General features: G+C 66.2%; 15 protein-coding genes and 3 rRNA genes. All 18 read right to left on the reverse strand.

Going from position 1 to position 19125, the window contains the following annotated elements:
* Positions 1–32 precede the first annotated feature (32 nt).
* Positions 33–956, reverse strand: a complete 924-nt coding sequence (xerD, locus tag VC184_RS13045) for a site-specific tyrosine recombinase XerD (protein ID WP_274179017.1) — start codon at positions 954–956, stop codon at positions 33–35.
* Positions 957–961: 5 nt separating this feature from the next.
* Positions 962–1528: an NUDIX domain-containing protein gene (locus tag VC184_RS13050; RefSeq protein WP_112617526.1), complete on the reverse strand. Its 567-nt coding sequence runs from the start codon at positions 1526–1528 to the stop codon at positions 962–964.
* Complete coding sequence (locus tag VC184_RS13055) at positions 1521–3215, reverse strand: CTP synthase (RefSeq protein ID WP_094262415.1); 1695 nt, start codon at positions 3213–3215, stop codon at positions 1521–1523. The genes VC184_RS13050 and VC184_RS13055 overlap by 8 nt, the downstream gene beginning before the upstream one ends.
* A gap of 18 nt (positions 3216–3233) precedes the next feature.
* The gene (gene recN / locus VC184_RS13060; RefSeq protein ID WP_323986512.1) at positions 3234–4925 is read right to left on the reverse strand and encodes a DNA repair protein RecN; all 1692 of its coding nucleotides are present in this window, start codon (positions 4923–4925) and stop codon (positions 3234–3236) included.
* Complete coding sequence (locus VC184_RS13065; RefSeq protein WP_404568845.1) at positions 4922–5845, reverse strand: NAD kinase; 924 nt, start codon at positions 5843–5845, stop codon at positions 4922–4924. The genes recN and VC184_RS13065 overlap by 4 nt, the downstream gene beginning before the upstream one ends.
* An 8-nt stretch (positions 5846–5853) precedes the next feature.
* Positions 5854–6660, reverse strand: a complete 807-nt coding sequence (locus tag VC184_RS13070; protein ID WP_323986514.1) for a TlyA family RNA methyltransferase — start codon at positions 6658–6660, stop codon at positions 5854–5856.
* Positions 6657–6866 (reverse strand): hypothetical protein, encoded by a 210-nt coding sequence (locus VC184_RS13075; RefSeq protein ID WP_323986515.1) that lies wholly within the window; start codon positions 6864–6866, stop codon positions 6657–6659. The genes VC184_RS13070 and VC184_RS13075 overlap by 4 nt, the downstream gene beginning before the upstream one ends.
* A gap of 20 nt (positions 6867–6886) precedes the next feature.
* A complete protein-coding gene (locus VC184_RS13080; protein WP_274179021.1) occupies positions 6887–7921 on the reverse strand; it encodes an HAD-IIA family hydrolase in 1035 nt (344 codons plus the stop codon).
* Complete coding sequence (locus tag VC184_RS13085) at positions 7921–8553, reverse strand: hypothetical protein (RefSeq protein ID WP_269268025.1); 633 nt, start codon at positions 8551–8553, stop codon at positions 7921–7923. Before VC184_RS13085 ends, VC184_RS13080 begins: the two co-directional genes overlap by 1 nt.
* A 29-nt stretch (positions 8554–8582) precedes the next feature.
* Positions 8583–8948, reverse strand: coding sequence for a hypothetical protein (locus VC184_RS13090; RefSeq protein WP_323986517.1), 366 nt, complete (start codon positions 8946–8948; stop codon positions 8583–8585).
* Positions 8949–9165: 217 nt separating this feature from the next.
* Positions 9166–9282 (reverse strand): 5S ribosomal RNA (rrf, locus tag VC184_RS13095).
* Between the two features lie 100 nt (positions 9283–9382).
* Positions 9383–12489: ribosomal RNA gene (locus VC184_RS13100) — 23S ribosomal RNA — on the reverse strand.
* 374 nt (positions 12490–12863) lie between these two features.
* A 16S ribosomal RNA gene (locus tag VC184_RS13105) occupies positions 12864–14383 on the reverse strand.
* The 16S, 23S and 5S rRNA genes sit together here, the layout of an rRNA operon.
* A gap of 448 nt (positions 14384–14831) precedes the next feature.
* Positions 14832–14996, reverse strand: coding sequence for a hypothetical protein (locus tag VC184_RS13110; protein ID WP_323986518.1), 165 nt, complete (start codon positions 14994–14996; stop codon positions 14832–14834).
* On the reverse strand, positions 14993–16573 hold the full coding sequence (guaA, locus tag VC184_RS13115; RefSeq protein ID WP_323986520.1) for a glutamine-hydrolyzing GMP synthase: 1581 nt from the start codon (positions 16571–16573) through the stop codon (positions 14993–14995). The genes VC184_RS13110 and guaA overlap by 4 nt, the downstream gene beginning before the upstream one ends.
* Positions 16570–17091, reverse strand: coding sequence for a DUF3817 domain-containing protein (locus tag VC184_RS13120; protein WP_112617903.1), 522 nt, complete (start codon positions 17089–17091; stop codon positions 16570–16572). Before VC184_RS13120 ends, guaA begins: the two co-directional genes overlap by 4 nt.
* A gap of 10 nt (positions 17092–17101) precedes the next feature.
* A complete protein-coding gene (locus VC184_RS13125; protein WP_323986521.1) occupies positions 17102–17983 on the reverse strand; it encodes an SURF1 family protein in 882 nt (293 codons plus the stop codon).
* A 1-nt stretch (position 17984) separates the two neighbouring features.
* Positions 17985–19103 (reverse strand): GuaB3 family IMP dehydrogenase-related protein, encoded by a 1119-nt coding sequence (locus tag VC184_RS13130; RefSeq protein ID WP_112617902.1) that lies wholly within the window; start codon positions 19101–19103, stop codon positions 17985–17987.
* Positions 19104–19125 lie beyond the last annotated feature (22 nt).

Here is a 19125-nt window from a genome sequence, read left to right on the forward strand (position 1 = left end):
GGGGCTGCGACGCCGTCCGCTTGTACCCCGTCTCAGCGCGCGCGAGGATGCGACGTGGCGTAGATCTCCCGCAACGCGTCGACCGTGACATGCGTGTAGATCTGGGTGGTGGCGACCGACGCGTGCCCGAGCAGCTCCTGCACGACGCGGACGTCGGCCCCGCCCTGCAGCAGGTGCGTCGCGAACGAATGCCGCAGGGTGTGCGGCGACACATGCGCCGTCAGTTCCGCGCGCTCGGCCGCCTGCTGGATGATCAGCCACGCGCTCTGCCGCGACAGCGGAGCACCGCGTACCCCGAGGAAGAGTCGGGGCGTCGCGCGTCCGCGCCGGGAGAGCTCCGGCCGGCCCCGCGCCAGATAGGCCTCGACGGCAGCGCGCGCGTACGAGCCGACCGGGACGATCCGCTCCTTCGCGCCCTTGCCGCGAACGCGCAGCACGTCGCCGAGGGCGAGGTCGTCGACATCCAGCTGCACGATCTCGGACACGCGCGCGCCCGTCGCATAGAGCAGCTCGAGCAGCGCTCGATCCCGCAGCGCGGCGATGTCGGTCGCGGCGACATCGCCCGGAGCGGGACCCGCCGCGTCGAGCAGACTCTCGACCTGGTCGATCGTCAGAGCTTTCGGCAGGCGCCGCGGCGTCTTGGGCGGGCGCAGCCGCTGCGTGGGATCGGCATCGACGATGCCTTCACGGGCGAGGAAGCGGTGCCACCCGCGCAGCGACGACTGCAGCCGCGCCAGCGACGTGGCCGCCGGCGGCGGGTCGGCGGATGCCGCCTCCTCGGCGAACCGGGTCACGACCTCAGCCGTGATCTCGGACGTGTCACCGATCCCCTGCTCGGCGAGCCACGCGGTGTACGCGTCGAGATCGCGCCGGTAGGCCGCGACTGTGTGCGCCGACAGCCCGCGCTCGACCGAGATGTGGCGCAGGTACGCCGCGACGGCGCGGTCGAGCCGCACGTCCGTCAGCCCCGGCGCAGCCGTTCGGCCGCCGCCAGCACGCCCGTCGCCAGGATGCCGTTGCGGAACCGTCCCGCGAGCACGCCGTCGACGACCTCCGTGAGCGGTACGCGCTCGACGCGCATGTCGGCTTCCTCGTCCTCGCGCTCGTACGCGCTCGGCGCCGGACTGAGGCCGCGCGCGAGGAAGACGTGGATGACCTCGTCGTTGCCCCCGGGCGTCGTGAAGATGCTGACGAGCGGCTCGAGCGACGCCGCCACCAGGTCGACCTCTTCGGCGAGTTCCCGCCGCGCGGTCTCGATCGGGGGCTCGCCGGCGACGTCGAGCAGCCCCGCGGGGATCTCCCAGTCGCGATGACGGATCGGATGCCGGTACTGCTGGATCAGCACGACGCGCTCTTCGTCGTCGATCGCGACGACCGCGGCCGCCCCGGGGTGGTCCACGAACTGGCGCGTGATCTCCCCGTCACCGAAACGCACCGTCTCGCTCCGCACGTCCCAGACGTGCCCCGAGTACACCAGCTCGCTCGAGATGACCTCGGGCTCGACGGGCTCGTCGCGCAGCTCAGGCATCCTCGACCTCGAACAGCTCGCTCGCGCGGTGCCGGTCGAGGGCGGCGGCGACCAGCCCACGGAACAGCGGGTTCGCCTCGGTCGGACGCGACCGGAGCTCGGGGTGGGCCTGCGTCGCGATGTAGTACGGGTGCACGTCGCGCGGCAGCTCGACGTACTCGACGAGGTTGCGGTCGGGTGACAGGCCCGAGAAGACCAGGCCGGCCTCGGCGATCTGGTCGCGGTACCGGTTGTTCACCTCGTAGCGGTGGCGGTGGCGCTCGGAGGCCTTCGTCGCCCCGTACACCTCGGCCGCGAGCGAGCCCTCGGCGAGGTCGGCCTCGTACAGGCCCAGGCGCATCGTGCCGCCGAGGTCGCCGCCGGCGATGATGTCGACCTGCTCGGCCATCGTCGCGATGACGGGGAACTCGGTCTCGGGGTCGAACTCGCTCGACGACGCACCGGCGAGGCCCGCCATGTTGCGGGCGTACTCGATCACCATGCACTGCAGCCCCAGGCAGATGCCGAGGGTCGGGATGCCCTGCTCGCGCGCGAACTTCAGCGCGCCGAGCTTGCCCTCGATGCCGCGGATGCCGAAGCCGCCGGGCACGACGATGCCGTCGACGCTCGCGAGCGCCTTCTCGGCACCCTCGGGGGTCTCGCACAGATCGGAGGGGATCCAGGTGACGTTGACCTTGGTCTCCTGCGCGAAGCCGCCGGCCTTCAGCGCCTCGGTGACCGAGAGATAGGCGTCGGGAAGATCGATGTACTTGCCGACGAGACCGATCGTGACCTCGTGCTTGGGGTTGTGGACGGCGTCGAGCACCTTGCTCCACCGGGTCCAGTCGACGTCGTCGGCCTTCTCGGCCAGCCCGAGCCGGCGCGTGATGTACGCGTCGAGACCCTGATCGTTCAGGGTCGAGGGGATGTCGTAGATGCTCGGCAGGTCGACGGTGTTCACGACGCCCTCGACGTCGACATCGCACATGAGCGCGATCTTGTTGCGGTTGCTCTCGCTGACGGGGCGGTCGCTGCGCAGCACGAGGGCGTCGGGCTGGATGCCGACCTGGCGGAGGGCCGCGACGGAGTGTTGCGTCGGCTTCGTCTTCTGCTCGCCCGAGGCGCCCATGAACGGCACGAGCGAGACGTGCACGAAGAACACGTTGTCGCGGCCGAGCTCGTGGCGCAGCTGACGGGCCGCTTCGAGGAACGGCTGCGACTCGATGTCGCCGACGGTGCCGCCGACCTCGGTGATGATGACGTCGGGGCGGGGCTCCTCGGTCGCCTGCAGCCGCATCCGGCGCTTGATCTCGTCGGTGATGTGCGGGATGACCTGGACGGTGTCGCCGAGGTACTCGCCGCGGCGCTCCTTGGCGATGACCTGCGAATAGATCTGACCGGTCGTGACGTTCGCCGCCTGGCTCAGTTCGATGTCGAGGAACCGCTCGTAGTGTCCGATGTCGAGATCGGTCTCGGCGCCGTCATCGGTAACGAAGACCTCACCGTGCTGGAACGGGTTCATCGTGCCCGGGTCGACGTTCAGATACGGGTCGAGCTTCTGCATCACGACGCGAAGACCGCGTGCGGTGAGGAGATTGCCGAGACTCGCGGCGGTCAGTCCCTTACCGAGAGAAGAGACCACACCACCGGTCACGAAGATCTGCTTGGTGGTGTTCTGGGAAGAGGCCGCGCGATGAGTGTCCGTCACGGGCTTCTATTCTATCAGTCAGGAACGCGAGAGGTTCAGCAGTTCTCGGGCGTGCTCGATCGCGGCCCCCGAATCCGGCAGGCCTGACAGCAGACGCGCCATCTCGGCCTCGCGGTCGCCGCCCTCCAGACGCCGGACACTCGACGCGGTCACCGAGCCGTCGTTCGACTTCACGACGGTCAGGTGGTTCGTCGCGAAAGCAGCGACCTGGGCGAGGTGGGTCACGACGATCACCTGGCTCGTCTCGGCGAGCCGGGCGAGCCGGCGCCCGACCTCGATCGCCGCGGCGCCGCCGATTCCGGCATCCACTTCGTCGAACACGAACGTCGGCACGGGGTCGGTTCCCGCGATCACGACCTCGATCGCGAGCATGACCCGGCTGAGCTCACCGCCCGAGGCGCCCTTGGCGACCGGCCGGGGCTCGGCGCCGGGGTGAGGCGCGAGCAGGATCGTGACGTCGTCGCGCCCCGAGACCGATGGCGTGCCCGGCTCGACCGTGACGACCAAGCGCGCGTCGGGCAGGGCGAGTTCGCGGAGCTCCGCCGTGACCGCGGCACCGAGTCGCTCCGCGGCGGCAGTACGGGCCGCGGTCAGCTCGGCGGCGGCGGCATCCAGCGCCTCGGCGAGCTCGTCGCGCTGAGCGCGCAGGCGCTCGATGCGGCCGCCGTCGTCGTCGAGCTCCATGAGCCGTGCGGACCCGCTCTCGAGCAGCGCGAGTGCTTCGTCGAGGGTGCCGTGCACGCGCAGCAGACCGCCGAGCGCGGCGCGCCGCTCCTCGACGGCCGCGAGCTCCTGCGGCCCGCTCTCATCGAGATCGGCGAGGTACGCGCTCAGGCCTGTCACGAGGTCGGCGGCGCGGTAGCCGAGGTCGGCCAGCGGCTCGACGAAAGCGGCGAGGGCCGTGTCGCTCGACGCCGAGCGCTCGATCGCGCGCCGGGCCTCGGCGAGCAGAGACACCGCGTCGGGCAGCTCGTCGTCGTTCGAGAGCGCGTCGTGCGCCGTCGCAGCGGCGGCACGCAGCTCTTCGACGTTGGCGAGCTTCTCGGCCCGCTCGGCGAGCGCCGCGTCCTCCCCCGGCTGCGGGGCGACGGCCTCGATGTCGGCGATGCGCGTGCGCAGGTCGTCGGCCTCGCGGCGGCGCGCGTCGCGATCGGCGTCGAGCTGCGTCAGTTCTGCGTCGACGGCACGCCAGGCGTCGAACGCCGCGCGGTAGCGGTCGCGCGCCGTGGTGATCTCGGGGCCGCCGAAGCGGTCGAGTGCGTCGCGCTGGGCGGTGGCCGACTTCAGCCGCAGCTGGTCGGACTGCCCATGGACGACGATGAGCTGTTCGGCGAGCTCGGCGAGTACGGCCGCCGGCGCGGGACGCCCGCCCACGCTGGCGCGACTACGACCTTCGCTCGACAGCACGCGTCCCAGATACAGCTCGGAGCGGCCTCCGCCGATCGGTTCGACGTCTCCCCCGGCTTCGCGGACGCGTTCGGCGACGGGTCCGCCCTCGTCGATGATCCAGACGCCGTCGACCGATGCCTGCGGCGCGCCCGCACGCACGGCGCCCGAGTCGGCCCGCTGGCCGAGCAGCAGCCCGAGTCCGGTGACGACCATCGTCTTGCCCGCGCCCGTCTCGCCCGTGATCGCGGTGAACCCGGGACCCATCGGCAGCGTCGCCTCGGCGATGACACCGAGGCCGCGCAGGCGCATCTCTTCGATCACGAGGCGCCCTCCCGCTGCTCGAGACTGGGACCACGCCACCCGACCACCGGCAACCGGAACTTCCGGACGAGCCGGTCGGTGAAGGCGGCCGGATGCAGCCGGGCCAGGCGAACCGGGGTCTTCGAACGGCGCACGACGACGCGGGCTCCGGGAGGCAGCTCCTGCGAGCGGCGTCCGTCGGCCCAGAGGATGCCGGTGCCGTTCGTACCCGCGCCGACCTCGATCGCGACGGATGCCTCCGGGCTGATCACGAGCGGGCGTGCGAACAGCGCGTGCGCGGAGAGCGGCACCACCGCGACCGCCTCGACGTCCGGCCAGATCACGGGACCGCCGGCGGAGAAGTTGTACGCCGTCGACCCGGTCGGAGTCGCGATCACCACTCCGTCGCAGCCGAAGGCCGAGAGCGGACGCCGGTCGACCTCGAGGACGACCTCGAGCATCCGTTCGCGGCTGGCCTTCTCGACGGTCGCCTCGTTCAGCGCCCACGTCTCGTAGACGACGTCGCCGGAGCCGTCCTTGACGCGAACCGAGAGCGCCATGCGCTCCTCCACGTCGTAGTCGCGGTCGATGACCCGCCGGACGGCATCGTCCATGTCGTCGGCCTCGATCTCGGCGAGGAACCCGACGTGGCCCATGTTGATCCCCAGGACGGGAGCGGTGCCGCCCCGGACGAGGTCGACGGCGCGCAGGATCGTGCCGTCGCCGCCCAGGACGATCGCCAGTTCGAGCTCGGCGACGCTCACGTCGAGGTCGAGCGTGAGGACACCGGGAAGCTCGCCCAGCGCCTCGACGAGCTCGGCGCGATCATCGGCCGCCAGCACGGGACGCGCCCCCGCGTCGGACAGCGCGTTCAGGACGCGTTGCGCCGCGGCGACGGTGTCGGGGCGGCGCGCGTGGGCGACGACGAGGATGTTGCGCATCGCGTCGATCATCGGGCTCCCGCCAGTTCGTCCACCGTGTGTATCCATTGTGTCGGATTGCCCGCCTCACCAGCGCGGATGCACAGATGGACGACGTACTCCTGATTGCCGTGGGTACCGACCAGCGGCGAGGCGATCACCCCGTGGGTGGCGAGTCCGGCGTCCCACGCCGACCACAGCACACCCATCACGGCATCCGCCCGCAGCGCCGGATCGGTGACCAGCCCGCCCTTGACGGCGGTCCGCCCGACCTCGAACTGCGGCTTCACGAGCAGGACGACATCCGTTCCCGGTGAGCAGACCGAGACGACGGCGGGCAGGACGTGCTCGAGGGAGATGAAGGAGAGGTCGCCGGTGATGACCTGCGGCTCGAACGGGGTGCCGACGAGCCCGGCGAGCGTCTCGGGCGAGAGGTCGCGGACGTTGAAGCCCTCGACCGCGATGACGTCGTCGTCCGCGGCGATGCTCGGCGCGAGCTGACCGTGACCGACGTCGACGGCGACGACCGGCCGAGCGCCGCGCTCGCGGAGCACCTGGGTGAAGCCGCCGGTCGAGGCGCCCATGTCGAGTGCGCTCCGCGAGGCGACGGCTATATCGAACGCATCGAGTCCGGCGATCAGCTTGTGGGCGGCCCGGCTGACGTAGTGGTCGGCGCCGGCGACGACGAGGGTCGCGGTGTCGGCCACCGGATGGGATGCCTTCACGACGGTGCGCCCGTCGACGGAGACGAGTCCCTCAGCGATCAGTGTTGCGGCGTGGCTGCGTGAGCGCGCCAGACCCCGGGCGGCGACGGCCGCATCGAGTCGGGTGCTCACGCGGCGCCGGTCGGACCGGAGTCGAGGCGGCGCGCGAGCTCGTCGTGCAGCGCCGCGTACGACGCGGCACGCTCGCTCAGGGGCTGGTCTTCGATGACGTCGAGCGACGACAGCAGGTCGTCGCGCCATTGCTCGGCGATGCTCGGCGGCGCGCTGTCCGCGGCGGTGGGCTCGTGTTCGCCCGGGTCGGCACCATCCATCGACATGGCTCCCACGATACGCGGGGTCAGGGACGGTGGAAGGGATCCGCGTAGAGAGCCTCGGGAACCCGGAATCCGTAGATCGCGCGACCCGTCGCCCAGATCGCGGCCGCGCCCGCCCGGACCAGATCGATCGGCCGGTCGCCTGCCGAGACGATGACGATGTCGGCGCCGTCGATGCGCACCGACGCGTTGCCGACGGTCGTCACGTCGCCCTTCGTCCTGACCTCGGGGTAGGGCTCGTGGAGCTCGCGCAGGTCGCTCACGATGTAAGTCGGGCGCGAGTTGGCGGGCGCCGCCAGCACGTGTTTGGGCCGATCGATACCCGTCAGCACCAGCACCGACCGGATGCCGGCCGCCTGGGCCCCGGCGATGTCGGTGTCGAGTCGGTCACCGATGAAGAGCGGCTGGGAGGCGCCGAAACGCGCGACGGCCTCATCGAAGATGGGTCGCTCGGGCTTGCCGGCGACGGTCGCGAGACGTCCGACCGCCGTGTGCACGGCGGACACCAGTGTGCCGTTCCCCGGCGCGATCCCCCGCGCCTGCGGAATGGTCCAGTCGGTGTTCGTGGCGATCCAGGGGATGCCGCCCTCGTCTTCCGGAGTCGCCAGCGCATAGGCCGCTTCGGCGAGCTGCGCCCAGCCGACCTCGGGTGCGAATCCCTGCACGACGGCGGCCGGATCGTCGTCGGCCGATCGGGTGGGGACGTAGCCCGCCTTCTCGAGTTCGTGGACCAGTCCATCGCCGCCCACGACGAGGATCGTCGCCCCGGCGGGAACACGTTCGCGAAGGAGGCGCATCGCTGCCTGCGGGCTCGTGATGACGTCCTCGGGGCGCGTCGCCGTCAGGCCGAGTTCCCGCAGATGGTCGGCGACCACCGAGTCGCGCCGGGACGCGTTGTTGGTGATGTACCCGAGCCGGCGGGTCTCCCCCGCGCGGTTGAGGCTCTCGATCGCGTGCGGCAGGGCGCCGGGACCGGCATAGACGACACCGTCGAGATCGGCCAGGACGGCATCCACACCGTCGAGCGGTGTCGACGGTGCCCGGGAGAACAGGCCCATCAGCCGCGCTCCTCGGTCTTGCCTTCCGCCGGCGCCTCGCTTTCGAGCGCGGCGTCCTCGTCGATGTCGTCGACCACGATCAGTTCACGGTCCGCATCAGTCGCGCCGAGGGCTTCCTCGGCGACGAGGGCGCGCCGCTGCCAGAGCGCGGCCTCCTCGGAGCGACCGAGGTCCTCGAGCACGGCAGCCCGGGCGGCGAACAGGGCGGGGCTCCACGAGAACGCACGGTCGGGGTCGAGCTCGGGGATGTCGAGCTCTTGCAGCGCGCGCTCGGTCTCACCGAGGTCGAGCCGTGCCCCCGACATCGCGATCGCGAGCTCGACGCGAACCTCGATCGGAAGCGTCGACCGGTCGACCGCTCGACCGACCTCGAGCGCCCGGTCGGGGCGACCGACACCGCGCTCACTGTCGACCATCATCGCGATCTGGTCGTCACTGCCGGAGATCCGTCGGTACGTGCGGAGCTCCCGCAGGGCGAGGGCGTAGTCCCCCGTCGCATAGGCGGTGATGGCGACGGTCTCGCGCACGACCCCGACGCGTCCGGCGCGACGTGAAGCCGCGAGCGCGTGCTCGTGCGCGAGCGCGGGGTCGTCGTCGATCAGCTGGGCGACCATGGCGAGGTGGCGGGCCACCTGCTCCGCGTTCTCTTTGCTCAGAGTCTTCAGTTCGTTGCGCGCAGCGCCCGGCAGATCGCGAGCCGTGACGGTCTCGGGGATCTCGGGGCCGCGCGGGACGTCGCGACGCTCGGACCCCTGCGGCGGACGCGATGAACGTGCCCCGTCGCGGTCGTAGCGCCGCGGGCGCGCGTCACCATCACGGCGCGGGTACGACGGACGATCGCCGTCGCGGCGCGGGCGGGAGTCACCATCGCGACGCGGACGCGAATCACCGTCACGACGCGGACGCGAGTCACCATCACGACGGGGGCGCGAATCACCGTCACGACGGGGACGACCATCCCCCGCCCCATCGCGACGCGGGTACGACGGACGGTCACCATCACGACGGGGGCGGGAATCGCCGTCACGACGCGGACGGGAATCGCCTTCCCGGCGCGGGCGCTCGTCATTGGAACGCGGCGGACGAGCATCGCCGTCGCGACGCGGACGCCGTGCGCCGGAATCCGCAGCAGAGTAACGGGGCTTGCGCTCCGATCGCGGGCGGTCTTCTTCAGTCACGACGTTCCTTTCGTCCCGGAAACGAGAAAAGGCCACCCAACATTGGGTGGCCATTTCACGAAAGAAGTCCGGCGGTGTCCTACTCTCCCACAGGGTCCCCCCTGCAGTACCATCGGCGCTGTGAGGCTTAGCTTCCGGGTTCGGAATGTAACCGGGCGTTTCCCTCACGCTATGGCCGCCGAAACACTATTGATGTTTCAGTCTGCACAACGATCAATTCGTTATGCGGTTCTCGACCGTACATCGAGAACCACTCAGTGGACGCAAGCACCAAAAACGGTGTGTTATCAAGTCATCGGCTTATTAGTACCGGTCAGCTTCACGTGTTACCACGCTTCCACATCCGGCCTATCAACCCAGTAGTCTGGCTGGGAGCCTCTCGCCCGAAGGCATGGAAATCTCATCTTGAGGCCGGCTTCCCGCTTAGATGCTTTCAGCGGTTATCCATCCCGAACGTAGCTAACCAGCGGTGCTCCTGGCGGAACAACTGGCACACCAGAGGTTCGTCCAACCCGGTCCTCTCGTACTAGGGTCAGATCCTCTCAAATTTCCTACGCGCGCAGCGGATAGGGACCGAACTGTCTCACGACGTTCTAAACCCAGCTCGCGTACCGCTTTAATGGGCGAACAGCCCAACCCTTGGGACCTACTCCAGCCCCAGGATGCGACGAGCCGACATCGAGGTGCCAAACCATGCCGTCGATATGGACTCTTGGGCAAGATCAGCCTGTTATCCCCGAGGTACCTTTTATCCGTTGAGCGACAGCGCTTCCACAAGCCACTGCCGGATCACTAGTCCCGACTTTCGTCCCTGCTCGACCTGTCAGTCTCACAGTCAAGCTCCCTTGTGCACTTACACTCGCCACCTGATTGCCAACCAGGTTGAGGGAACCTTTGGGCGCCTCCGTTACTTTTTGGGAGGCAACCGCCCCAGTTAAACTACCCACCAGGCACTGTCCCTGAACCGGATTACGGTTCGAAGTTAGATATCCAGAGTGACCAGAGTGGTATTTCAACAATGACTCCACGGTAACTGGCGTCACCGCTTCAAAGTCTCCCACCTATCCTACACAAGCCACACCGAACACCAATACCAAGCTGTAGTAAAGGTCACGGGGTCTTTCCGTCCTGCTGCGCGTAACGAGCATCTTTACTCGTAGTGCAATTTCGCCGAGTTCGCGGTTGAGACAGTTGGGAAGTCGTTACGCCATTCGTGCAGGTCGGAACTTACCCGACAAGGAATTTCGCTACCTTAGGATGGTTATAGTTACCACCGCCGTTTACTGGGGCTTAAATTCTCAGCTTCGCCTTGCGGCTAACCGGTCCTCTTAACCTTCCAGCACCGGGCAGGCGTCAGTCCGTATACATCGTCTTGCGACTTGGCACGGACCTGTGTTTTTAGTAAACAGTCGCTACCCACTAGTCTCTGCGGCCTCCACACCCTTTCGGAGTAAATCCTAATAAGTGGAAGGCCCCCCTTCTCCCGAAGTTACGGGGGCATTTTGCCGAGTTCCTTAACCACGATTCTCTCGATCTCCTTGGTATTCTCTACCTGACCACCTGAGTCGGTTTGGGGTACGGGCAGCTAGAACCTCGCGTCGATGCTTTTCTCGGCAGCATAGGATCACCCACTTTTTATCCGCATCGTGTCTCAGCCTTGATGAGTCACGGATTTGCCTATGACTCGGCCTACGCACTTGCCCCGGGACAACCATCGCCCGGGTTGGGCTACCTTCCTGCGTCACACCTGTTAATACGCTAGCCGCACCAGCATGGGGTCGAGCGTTAGACCGGACCGTCTCACCCCGAAGGGATCAACTAAGCCCGGGTTAGGACTCTTAGCACCACTGGATTAGCTTGGGCGGTTCTTCGCCGGTACGGGAATATCAACCCGTTGTCCATCGACTACGCCTGTCGGCCTCGCCTTAGGTCCCGACTTACCCAGGGAAGATTAGCTTGACCCTGGAACCCTTGGTCTTTCGGAGGACGTGTTTCTCACACGTCTTTCGCTACTCATGCCTGCATTCTCACTCGTGTGCCGTCCACGGCTGGGTCACCCCGCCGCTTCACCCGGCACACGACGCTCTCCTACCCATCAACACGGCTGGACCACGAAGGCCTACCAATAATGTCAATGCCACAACTTCGGTGGCGTGCTTGAGCCCCGTTACATTGTCGGCGCGGAATCACTTGACCAGTGAGCTATTACGCACTCTTTCAAGGGTGGCTGCTTCTAAGCCAACCTCCTGGTTGTCAGAGCAACTCCACATCCTTTCCCACTTAGCACGCGCTTTGGGACCTTAGTTGGTGGTCTGGGTTGTTTCCCTCTCGACTATGAAGCTTATCCCCCACAGTCTCACTGCTGCGCTCTCACTTACCGGCATTCGGAGTTTGGCTGACGTCAGTAACCTTGTAGGGCCCATCGGCCATCCAGTAGCTCTACCTCCGGCAAGAAACACGCAACGCTGCACCTAAATGCATTTCGGAGAGAACCAGCTATCACGAAGTTTGATTGGCCTTTCACCCCTATCCACAGCTCATCCCCTCAGTTTTCAACCTAAGTGGGTTCGGTCCTCCACGACGTCTTACCGTCGCTTCAACCTGGCCATGGATAGATCACTTCGCTTCGGGTCTAGGACACGCGACTGAATCGCCCTATTCAGACTCGCTTTCGCTACGGCTACCCCACACGGGTTAACCTCGCCACGTATCGCTAACTCGCAGGCTCATTCTTCAAAAGGCACGCTGTCACCCCTACTAAGGAGGCTCCAACGGTTTGTAAGCAAACGGTTTCAGGTACTATTTCACTCCCCTCCCGGGGTACTTTTCACCTTTCCCTCACGGTACTTGTCCGCTATCGGTCATCTGGGAGTATTTAGGCTTATCAGGTGGTCCTGACAGATTCACACGGGATTTCTCGGGCCCCGTGCTACTTGGGATACTCTTCACGCCAAGAGAAGCATTTCGACTACGGGGTTCGCACCCTCTATGACCAGGCATTCAAACCTGTTCGTCTATACCTTCTTGTAACGTCGACCACTCGGCAGAATGATCAGAAAAGTCCCACAACCCCCAACGTGCAACGCCTGCCGGCTATCACACACGCAAGGTTTAGCCTGATCCGGTTTCGCTCGCCACTACTAACGGAATCGCTGTTGCTTTCTCTTCCTGTGGGTACTGAGATGTTTCACTTCCCCACGTTCCCTCTACCCGCCCTATATATTCAGGCGGGAGTCACTAGGTCGGCACGCCGCCCAGCGGGGTTTCCCCATTCGGACACCCTCGGATCACAGTGTGCTTATCCACTCCCCGAGGCTTATCGCAGATTGCTACGTCCTTCTTCGGCTCCAGATGCCAAGGCATCCACCGTTTGCTCTTAAAGACTTGAAATCACATGAGTTGAATCGTCAAAAAATTGACTAATGATCTTTAAGATCATCTTCACGACACAACACCCGAAGGTGTCGCATCGAAGATGCTCGCGTCCACTGTGTAGTTCTCAAAGTACGGGCGGTACCCTCCCCACATGCCACCCAAGCAGCATGAAGAAAAGGCCCAGAGGTTGCGGACTCTCATCCGGTCCCTCAGGACCCAACAGCGTGCAGGTGCGACCTCCGAAACCCTCCCCGTTCCCACCGCAAGCGGCGTACTAGAGAAGAACCTCATCCTTCGCACCATGTCAAATGTTCCACCCATGAGCTCCCAGCGAAGAACATGTGCCTTCGAACTGGGTTCTGGACTCCGAAGAGTCAGATGCTCCTTAGAAAGGAGGTGATCCAGCCGCACCTTCCGGTACGGCTACCTTGTTACGACTTAGTCCTAATTACCGATCCCACCTTCGACGGCTCCCTCCACAAGGGTTGGGCCACCGGCTTCAGGTGTTACCGACTTTCATGACTTGACGGGCGGTGTGTACAAGACCCGGGAACGTATTCACCGCAGCGTTGCTGATCTGCGATTACTAGCGACTCCGACTTCATGAGGTCGAGTTGCAGACCTCAATCCGAACTGGGACCGGCTTTTTGGGATTCGCTCCACCTCACGGTATTGCAGCCCTTTGTACCGGCCATTGTAGCATGCGTGAAGCCCAAGACATAAGGGGCATGATGATTTGACGTCATCCCCACCTTCCTCCGAGTTGACCCCGGCAGTATCCCATGAGTTCCCACCATTACGTGCTGGCAACATAGAACGAGGGTTGCGCTCGTTGCGGGACTTAACCCAACATCTCACGACACGAGCTGACGACAACCATGCACCACCTGTATAGAGACCTTGCGGGGCGACTGTTTCCAGACGTTTCCTCTATATGTCAAGCCTTGGTAAGGTTCTTCGCGTTGCATCGAATTAATCCGCATGCTCCGCCGCTTGTGCGGGTCCCCGTCAATTCCTTTGAGTTTTAGCCTTGCGGCCGTACTCCCCAGGCGGGGAACTTAATGCGTTAGCTGCGTCACGGAATCCGTGGAATGGACCCCACAACTAGTTCCCAACGTTTACGGGGTGGACTACCAGGGTATCTAAGCCTGTTTGCTCCCCACCCTTTCGCTCCTCAGCGTCAGTTACGGCCCAGAGATCTGCCTTCGCCATCGGTGTTCCTCCTGATATCTGCGCATTCCACCGCTACACCAGGAATTCCAATCTCCCCTACCGCACTCTAGTCTGCCCGTACCCACTGCAGGCCCGAGGTTGAGCCTCGGGTTTTCACAGCAGACGCGACAGACCGCCTACGAGCTCTTTACGCCCAATAATTCCGGATAACGCTTGCGCCCTACGTATTACCGCGGCTGCTGGCACGTAGTTAGCCGGCGCTTTTTCTGCAGGTACCGTCACTTTCGCTTCTTCCCTGCTAAAAGAGGTTTACAACCCGAAGGCCGTCATCCCTCACGCGGCGTTGCTGCATCAGGCTTTCGCCCATTGTGCAATATTCCCCACTGCTGCCTCCCGTAGGAGTCTGGGCCGTGTCTCAGTCCCAGTGTGGCCGGTCACCCTCTCAGGCCGGCTACCCGTCGACGCCTTGGTGAGCCATTACCTCACCAACAAGCTGATAGGCCGCGAGCTCATCCCTGACCGAAATTCTTTCCAGCTACTGACCATGCGGTCGCAGCTCGTATCCGGTATTAGACGCCGTTTCCAGCGCTTATCCCAGAGTCAGGGGCAGATTGCTCACGTGTTACTCACCCGTTCGCCACTGATCCACAGAGCAAGCTCTGCTTCACCGTTCGACTTGCATGTGTTAAGCACGCCGCCAGCGTTCATCCTGAGCCAGGATCAAACTCTCCGTAAAGAAAATTTGCTGCGACCAGCCGGAAAAAGACTGGAGCAGCGAGTTTGATGCTGACCAAAGAGATAAATCATTGCTGACTATCCGTTGCCTCCCCCGAAGGGAAGGTCTTTGATCCAAAGGAATCTCACCCCACCGAAGTGGAGTCGAGGTTATTTGGCATTTGACAAGTGCACGCTGTTGAGTTCTCAAGGATCGGACGCTCCCCCAACTGACCTCACAGCCAGCCCAGAGGGCAACTTCACAACCATACCCCACCGCGACGCGCTTCGGTCTGTCTTCGGAACGAGGTTCCGCGCCAGTCGAGGACTGCTGTTCGGGGTGGAGGTTCCATCCTAGACGCAAGCGCCTTGTTCTCGCAAGAGGTTTGGGATGGGATTCGTTCTCCGCTTGAGGGGGCGTAGGCCTTCCGGCCTTCTCGCTCTTCCCTGTGGGGCGAACAAGTAATAAGTTACGCGGCTCCCGGCATCGTGGCAAAGCGGCGTGACATCCCGGGCGTGTCGCGCGGCCTCGGGAGGCCCGCGATCCGCGCCATGACGCGGAAAACGGCGGATGCCGCGGCTTGTTCGGCCGCGGCATCCGCCGTCTCGCTGTGGAGCGTCGCTCGCGCGCTCACTCCCACTCGATCGTCCCCGGGGGCTTCGACGTGACATCGAGCACCACGCGGTTGACCTCGCGGACCTCGTTCGTGATGCGGTTCGAGATCTTCGACAGCACGTCGTAGGGCAGCCGCGTCCAGTCGGCGGTCATGGCGTCCTCGCTCGAGACGGGACGGAGGACGATCGGGTGACCGTAGGTGCGGCCATCCCCCTGGACGCCCACCGATCGGACATCGGCGAGCAGCACGACGGGGCACTGCCAGATCTCGGCATCGAGCCCCGCCTTCGTCAGCTCGGCGCGCGCGATGGCGTCGGCGTCACGCAGGATCTCGAGACGATCAGCGGTGACCTCGCCCACGATGCGGATTCCGAGGCCGGGCCCCGGAAACGGCTGGCGCCCGACGATGGCCTCGGGCAGACCCAGCTCGCGCCCGATGGCACGGACCTCGTCCTTGAACAGGGTTCGCAGCGGCTCGATCAGCTCGAACTGCAGGTCTTCGGGCAATCCGCCGACGTTGTGGTGACTCTTGATGTTCGCCGTGCCGGCACCGCCGCCGGACTCCACGACATCCGGGTACAGCGTCCCCTGCACGAGGAAGCGGATCGGCTCCCCGTCGGCGGCCGCCTCGGCCATCAGGTTGCGTTCGGCCTGTTCGAACGCGCGGATGAACTCGCGGCCGATGATCTTGCGCTTCTGCTCCGGATCGCTGACGCCGGCGAGGGCCTCGAGGAAACGCTCGCGCGCATCGACCGTGATGAGCCGGACTCCCGTCGACGCGACGTAGTCGTTCTCGACCTGTTCCCGCTCACCCTTCCGGAGCAGCCCGTGGTCGACGAAGATCGCGGTCAGCTTGTCGCCGACCGCCTTGTGCACGAGCGCGGTCGATACCGCTGAGTCCACACCGCCCGACAGCGCCGAGATCACCCGGCCCGAGCCCACCTGCTGGCGGATGCGCTCGACCTGCTCGGCGATGACGTTGCCGCTGTTCCAGTCCGCCGGAAGTCCCGCGGCCTTGTGCAGGAAGTTCTCGAGCACGTTCTGCCCGTGGTCGGAGTGCTTCACCTCGGGGTGCCACTGCACGCCGTAGAACTTGCGCACGTCGTTGGCGAACGCCGCCACCGGGGTCGCCGCAGTCCGGGCGAGCACCTCGAAGCCCTCCGGCGCACGCGAGACCTGGTCGCCGTGGCTCATCCACACGTTCTGCTCGGGGGGCTGCCCCTCGAGCAGCGTGCCCTCCGTCACGATGGTCGCGTCGGTCGCGCCGTACTCGCGGAGTCCGGTGTTGGCGACCTCGCCGCCGAGCGTCTGAGCCATCACCTGGAAGCCGTAGCAGATGCCGAGCGTCGGGACGCCGAGATCGAACACGCCCGGATCGAGAGCCGGGGCACCGGGCTCGTACACCGATGAGGGGCCACCGGAGAGGATGATGCCCACCGGCTCCTTCGCTGCGATCTCCTCGGCCGTCGCGGTGTGCGGGACGAGCTCGCTGTACACCCCCGCCTCACGCACGCGGCGGGCGATGAGCTGGGCGTACTGCGCGCCGAAGTCGACGACGAGGACAGGACGCTGCGACGTTTCGGTCTGTGTGGTCATCGGGTGCCTTCCGTGGCGGGGATGGATGCGGCTGCCTCAGCGGCTTCGCGCTCGGCGAGGTACGTCCTCACCTCGCGTGCGACGCGGGCCTCCATGAAGAACGACAGGGCGGGAACGACGCCGCCGAGCGCGAGCAGGATGAAGCGGGGGAACGACCAGCGCATGAGACTCCACACGCGGAAGCACGAGAACAGGTACACGACGTAGAACCAACCGTGCACCACGAGGATCGCGAGCGAGATGTTGAACCCGTCGCCCGTCGAGAGCATCTCGCACGAGTTCGTCTGCGGCAGGAACAGCGACCACCACTCGCAGTCGGCGCCCGCGATCACCGGCGCGAACCAGAGCAACCCACCCGAGCCGCCGGCGAAGAGCTCGGTGTGGATCGGGGTGTACTTCAGGATCATCTCCGCGAGCAGGAGCAGCAGGCCGACACCCGTGATCACCGAACAGATCTGGTAAAAGCGCAGAGCGTTCCGGATCGCCGGGAACGTGGCGAGTTTCGGGGCGCGAGGCATGGCGTCCAGTCTAGTCGCGGCCCGACGGCGCGCTTCCCGCTGCGGGGACGTCGGCGTCCTCGTGCTCGTCCTCGAGGTCCTCGAGCTCCTTCTCCCACGCGTCCTTGGCGAGGCGGTACCACATGTAGAACGCGAAGCCCGCGAAGACCGCCCACTCCACGGCGTAGAAGATGTTGAGCCAGTTGACGTTCGACCGCTCTTCGGGTGCCGGCGAGTGGATCGCGGTGAGTCCCCCGAAGGATTCCGCGGAGGTGAGGTAGCCGCGGTAGACGTCGAGCCCCGCGGTGTCGTGCCAGCGGCTGAGGAGAGCTGCCGGCGACATCCGCGTCATCTCCTGCGGACCGGCCCCGCGTCCGGGCAGAGCAGGCCCCTCGTCGGAGATGATTCGCCCCGTGAGCACGACATCCTGCGGCGGATCGGCGTCGAGGGCTGCCGCAACGGCATCCGCCTCGGCCCGATCCGAGGTCCATCCCACCGCGACGGCGAGCGAGGTCGGCTCCGACGATCGCGCGGACTCGGGATCGACCCGCAACTGCCCCGTGACCCAGTACCCCTCTTCACCCCGGTCGAATCGCGACGACACGACGTCGAAGTCCTCGGCGACGAACGAGCCGCTCACCTCTACCCGCTGACCGACGAGGGGCTCGGGGAGATACTCCCCGGGTTCGGCGACGTCGGCGAGCGGGCGCACCTGCTCGGTCTGACCCGGCGGCGGGGGCGACGTGTCGACGGCGCGCGAGAGCTGCCATTGGCCGAGCCACGCGAAGACCGCCGCCACGAGCAGGGCGAACGCGAGCATGCCCAGCCACCACGGGCGCAGCATGACCTCGCGCAACGTCGGCGCGAAGGCCGCCGTCGACGCCTGTGGCGGAACCGAGTCGGTCGAGCTCATGTCACCGCACGCTGTACGGCGCCACCACGACCTCCACGCGCTGGAACTCCTTGAGATCGGAGTAGCCGGTCGTCGCCATCGACTTCTTCAGCGCGCCGATGAGGTTCGCGGTGCCGTCGGCCACCGGTGCCGGGCCGTAGAGCACCTCTTCGAGGGAGCCGACCTGCTCGACGGCGACGCGGCGGCCGCGCGGGAGCTGAGCGTGGTGGGCCTCGGGGCCCCAGTGGAACCCCTGGCCGGGGGCATCCGTCGCGCGCGCCAGGGCGACGCCGAGCATGACCGCGTCGGCGCCCATGGCGAGCGCCTTGACGATGTCGCCGGACGTGCCGACGCCGCCGTCGGCGATGACGTGGACGTACCGTCCGCCCGACTCGTCGAGGTAGTCACGGCGGGCCCCGGCGACATCGGCGACCGCCGTGGCCATGGGAGCGTGGAGGCCCAGCGTCGCGCGCGTGGTCGAGGCGGCACCGCCGCCGAAGCCCACGAGCACGCCCGCGGCACCGGTGCGCATGAGGTGCAGGGCCGCGGTGTAGGTCGCGGCGCCGCCGACGATCACCGGGACGTCGAGGTCGTAGATGAACTTCTTGAGGTTCAGCGGCTCGTCGACGCTCGAGACGTGCTCGGCCGACACCGTGGTGCCGCGGATGACGAACAGGTCGACGCCGGCGGCGACGACGGTCTCGTACAGCTCTTGCGTGCGCTGCGGGGTCAGCGAGCCCGCGACGGTGACGCCGGCCGCGCGGATCTCGGCCAGACGGTCGCGCACGAGCTCGGGCTTGATCGGCTCGGCGTAGAGCTCTTGCATGCGTCGGGTCGCCGACGCGTCGGGCAGCCCCGCGATCTCGGCGAGCAGCGGCTCGGGGTCGTCGTACCGCGTCCAGAGCCCTTCGAGATCGAGCACGCCGAGTCCGCCGAGCTGACCGAGCATGATGGCCGTCCGAGGGCTCATGACCGAGTCCATCGGGGCGCCGAGCACCGGGATCGAGAACTGGAAGGCGTCGATCGACCACGCGGTCGACACGTCCTCGGTGTTGCGGGTGCGCCGCGAGGGCACCACAGCGATGTCGTCGAACGCGTAGGCCCGACGGGCGCGCTTGGCGCGGCCGAGCTCGATCTCCATGGTCACTCCTCCAGCCTACCGG

It is taken from the genome of Microbacterium plantarum (genome assembly GCF_035231185.1).
Taxonomy (GTDB): Bacteria; Actinomycetota; Actinomycetes; order Actinomycetales; family Microbacteriaceae; genus Microbacterium; species Microbacterium plantarum.